This is a genomic window from Haloferax profundi, assembly GCF_001469865.1.
GTDB lineage: Archaea > Halobacteriota > Halobacteria > Halobacteriales > Haloferacaceae > Haloferax > Haloferax profundi.
On sequence record NZ_LOPV01000248.1, the window covers coordinates 1 to 221 of the forward strand.

General features: G+C 57.5%; 1 protein-coding gene. It reads right to left on the reverse strand.

All coding sequences use genetic code 11. The features are described from left to right. Positions 1 to 221: hypothetical protein (locus AUR66_RS21980; protein ID WP_197409754.1), on the reverse strand; the 221-nt coding region annotated here is incomplete at both ends.

Here is a 221-nt window from a genome sequence, read left to right on the forward strand (position 1 = left end):
GAATCTCGTTGATAAAGGCCTTGGACTTCCCTGCGCCAGTGGTTCCGAATCGACCATAGTGAGTTGTCAGCAGATTCGGTGGGATGCACATCGGAACGTCTTCGGGCTCACCGTTCTCGTCCAGAGCGTACCCAATCGCCATCCCATCGCGGAACTCTCCCATGAGGTCCTGATGGGGTCGTGGGAGTGGGTTGCGACTCTGTTGTTCAGCACGTGTCCCC